Source organism: Mesorhizobium sp. M4B.F.Ca.ET.089.01.1.1 (assembly GCF_004022605.1).
In the GTDB taxonomy this organism is placed as follows: Bacteria; Pseudomonadota; Alphaproteobacteria; order Rhizobiales; family Rhizobiaceae; genus Mesorhizobium; species Mesorhizobium abyssinicae.
In genome coordinates this window covers 1-3,994 of sequence record NZ_RZOS01000479.1, presented here as the reverse complement: position 1 = coordinate 3,994, position 3,994 = coordinate 1, and the positions used below count along the sequence as shown (strand labels likewise).

Genomic DNA, 3,994 nt, shown 5'->3' with positions numbered 1-3,994 from the left:
ATCCCGAAGGCCTGCCTTTCCTGACCGTCGTCGCCATCGCGGTGTTGGCCGGGCTGGCTCACCTGACCGGCGCGCCGATCTTCGTCACCCTCGGTTTGCTGGTGACGGGCCTTGCCGGCCTCGGCATGCATCTGCGCAGCAAGCGCAACGAACGCCGCGCCGCGGCCCTGCTCGACGAGACCGCCGCCCGCAACCGCGCCGAGATCGAGACGCTCGCTGACCGCATGTGGGAGATGCAGGAAAGCGAGGAGCGGTTTCGCGGGCTGATCGACGCGCTCGGCGACCTCGTCGTCCATCGTGATCGCGACGGCCATATCGTCTACGCCAACAAGGTTTTCGCCGACCTTGTCGACATCGATCAGCGCGACCTCGCCGGCAAGAGCTTGTCGGAGCTTGGCATCGATGTCGGCATCGTTCCCGACGCCGCCTTCTCGGATCATGAGTGTCTGAGCTCCACCGACGTCGCCATCCGCACGCCGAGCGGTCCGCGCTGGTTTTCCTGGATCGAGCTGTCGGTGCGCGACAAGGACAACGGCGCCGTCTCGCACCGGGCGATCGCGCGCGACATCACCGCCCGCAAGCGCGCCGAATCCTCGCTGATCACCGCCCGCGAGCGTGCCGAATATGCCAGCCAGGCCAAGTCGCGCTTCCTCGCCACCGTCAGCCATGAGATCCGCACGCCGATGAACGGCATCATGGGCATGGCCAAGCTCCTGGTCGACACCGATCTGTCGCCCGAGCAGCGCACCTATGTGGGCGCCGTCTCGACCTCGGCCAGCGCGCTGCTCGCCCTGATCGAGGACCTGCTCGACTACTCCAAGATCGAGGCCGGCCGCTTCGACCCCGAGCCGCAGCCGACATCTGTGCGCGAGATCGCCGACAACATCATCGAACTGATGGCGTCACGTGCCTTCACCAAAAGCATCGGCCTTGGTTGCCATGTCGAGCCCGACGTTCCGCAGATGATCACCGCCGATCCGGGCCGGGTGCGCCAGGTGCTGCTCAACCTCATCGGCAACGCCATCAAGTTCACCGACACCGGCGGCGTGCTGCTCACCGTCGCGCGGGCGCGCACCGAAACCACCGACCGCATCTGCTTCACCGTCGCCGACACCGGTCCGGGACTGCGCGAAGAGGACATGGAACGCATCTTCGAGGAGTTCGAGCAATCCGACGGCACCTCGACCCGGGTGCATGGCGGCGCCGGCCTCGGCCTTGCCATCTCCAGGCGCCTGGTGACCGCCATGGGCGGCTCGATCTCCGTGTCGAGCCGGCTCGGCGAGGGATCCGAGTTCGTCTTCGAGCTTCCGGCGGTGGCGGCGACCGAGCCGCCGCAAAACCGGCAGGACATACTGTCCGGCCGGCGTGCCGTGATCGTGTCGAAGAACGCGGTCGAGGCCGACGCCATCGCGCGCACCATCCGCGCCCATGGCGGCGCCGTCGAGCTAGCGACGACGCTCGCCCAGGCAACGCCTTTCGCGGCGGGTTGTGATGCGCTTCTGGTCGACGCCGCGATGGAGAACGGCGACGGGCGCCTGCTCAAGCGCTTGCGCCAGGGCGGCTTTGCCGATTGCGAGGCGATCACGCTGATCGCGCCGACCGACCGCGGCATGCTCGGCGAATTCCGCGCCAATGGCTATGCCACCTTCCTGGCGCGGCCGGTGCGCGGCGAGACGCTGCTGCGCGTGCTTTTGACCAGCCATGCGCCCGCCGTCGCGCTGCCGCAGACGGACAGGCAGGGCGCACCGCCCGCGCGCGCCGGCGGCCGCCGCGGCGAGCACGGCCTGTCCGTGCTGATCGCAGAGGACAACGACATCAACGCCATGCTCGCCCGCGCCACGCTTCTGAAGGCCGGGCACCGCGTCAAGGTGGTCGGCAACGGCAAGGCCGCCGTCGAGGCCGTCACCGATGCCGGCCTGAAGCATCGCTTCGATGTTGTGCTGATGGACCTGCACATGCCGGTCATGGACGGGCTGGATGCCATTGCCGCCATCCGCCGCCACGAAGAGGCGCTAGCGGTGCCGCCGGTTCCGATCATGGTGCTGTCGGCGGACAGCCAGGAAAAGACCCGCCATACGGTGCTGGCGCACGGCGCCAGCGGCTTCGTCACCAAGCCGCTCGATCCGGATGCTCTGGTCAGCGCCGTCGAGGCGCAGGTCGCGGCCTGATTTTTTTGCCCCGGCAATCGCCCTAGGATCGCTTGGCTTTGCTTCGTTAAGGTAGCCGGTTGAGGGCATTCGCCAGCCGACGAAGTATTGCCCGCCGCGCCGTATCACGGTACTGTCACAATCCTGTTGCACCTACACCGTATCCCCGTGCCAAGAGGGATGGCTCGAAGGAGAATCACTCGTGCATACAGTTATGCCGGAATGTGACACTCGGCCGAACGCTGGCGGCGCCCTGCTCGCCACGCGGACGGCTGATGCCGTCGCAACAGGCGCCCCTCTCGGCCGCATCGGCAATCTCGAAGTCCGGCTTGCCCGCAACGAAGCCGAGATCGCCGCCGCGCAGGAGGTCCGCTACCGGGTGTTCTATGACGAGCTTGGCGCCAGGAAGGACCTGTTCCAGGCGCAGGACCGGCGCGACGCCGATCGTTTCGATCCGCTCTGCGATCACCTTTTGGTGTTCGATACGTCGCTTCCCGGCCCTGAGCACCGCCGTATCGTCGGCACCTACCGGCTGCTGCGGCAGGAGATCGCGGCGACGGCTGGCGGCTTCTATTCCGAGGGCGAGTTCGAGCTGACCAATCTGATCGCCCGTCATCCCGGCCAGCGTTTTCTCGAACTCGGCCGCTCCTGCGTGCTTAAGGAATACCGCTCCAAGCGCACCATCGAGGCGCTGTGGCAAGGCATCTGGGCCTATATCAACCACTACGGCATCGGCGTGATGACCGGCTGCGCTTCCTTCCACGGCATCGTGCCGGCGGCGCATGCCGAGGCGCTGACCTACCTCGCCCATCACTGCCGCACCAATTCGGCGTGGGACGTCAAGGCGGTTGCCGGCCGCTACTGCTCCATGGACCTGATGCCGATCGAAGCGGTCAACGCCAAGGCGGCCATCGCGTCCATGCCGCCGCTAGTCAAGGGTTACCTGCGCGTCGGCGCCCGCATCGGCGACGGCTGCGTCATCGATCACGAATTCTCGACCGTCGACGTCTTCGTCGTCATGCCGGTCAAGGAGATCGGCGCGCGCTACGTCAACTATTATGGCGGGGAAGGCCAGCGCTTCGCGGCCTGACGCGAGTAGGCAGTAGGCAGTAGGCAGTAGGGGAAGACATCACGTTCACGCTCCCCTGACTACTGACTATTCCCTGATCCTCCATCACGGAATATCCTCCGGCCGCCGCCCGGGCCTGCTCTTGTAGGCTGGGAAGGCCCAGCCGAATTTGAGCGCGCCGCCGCGCACCGCGAATGCCGCGGCGAAACCCACCAGACCGGCCGCCAATGGCGGCAGGCCGGCAAGGTCGCCGACGGTGAAAAGCGCCGCACCCGCAAGCGCCGCCGTGACGTAGATCTCGGGCCGCAGAAGCACCGATGGCTCGCCGGCCAGAAGATCGCGCAGGATGCCGCCGAAGGTTGCGGTCAGCACGCCCGTGATGGTGGCGACGACCGGGGACCCGGTGATGGCGAGGCCCTTGGCGGCGCCCATCACCGAGAAGGCGGCGAGACCGATGGCGTCGAGCCAGAGCAGCAATTTGTAGCGGGACTCGACCAGATGGGCGCTGAAGAAGACCAGCACCGCGACCACCACGCAGATCAGCACATAATCGCGGTTGCCGACCCAGAACACCGGCAGGTTGAGGATGACGTCGCGCAGCGTGCCGCCGCCGATACCGGTGACGCAGGCCAGGAACAGAAAGCCGATGATGTCGAGTTGCTTGCGCGAAGCGGCAAGCGCCCCTGTCGCCGCGAAGACGGCGACGCCGGCATAGTCAAGAAGCTCGATGAGGTTCATGGGAATAGGGGAATCGGGCAGTAAGGGAGTAGGGGAATAG

3 protein-coding genes are annotated in these 3,994 nt (G+C 66.7%); 2 read left to right on the top strand and 1 reads right to left on the bottom strand.

What is annotated here, in order from left to right:
* On the top strand, window positions 1-2,168 hold a 2,168-nt coding region (locus EN780_RS28915; RefSeq protein ID WP_133372754.1), incomplete at its 5' end, for a PAS domain-containing sensor histidine kinase.
* Window positions 2,169-2,349: 181 nt separating this feature from the next.
* Window positions 2,350-3,237 carry a GNAT family N-acetyltransferase gene (locus EN780_RS28910; RefSeq protein ID WP_127282398.1) on the top strand — a complete coding sequence of 296 codons (888 nt, stop codon included), beginning with the start codon at window positions 2,350-2,352 and terminating at the stop codon, window positions 3,235-3,237.
* Window positions 3,238-3,321: 84 nt separating this feature from the next.
* Here the strand turns inward: EN780_RS28910 and EN780_RS28905 are convergent, their stop codons facing one another.
* Window positions 3,322-3,954, bottom strand: coding sequence for a trimeric intracellular cation channel family protein (locus tag EN780_RS28905; protein WP_127282397.1), 633 nt, complete (start codon window positions 3,952-3,954; stop codon window positions 3,322-3,324).
* Window positions 3,955-3,994 lie beyond the last annotated feature (40 nt).

Excerpts from the sequence above, each read along its gene's own strand:
- EN780_RS28905 (WP_127282397.1), bottom strand. The coding sequence starts at position 3,954 with ATGAACCTCATCGAGCTTCTTGACTATGCCGGCGTCGCCGTCTTCGCG.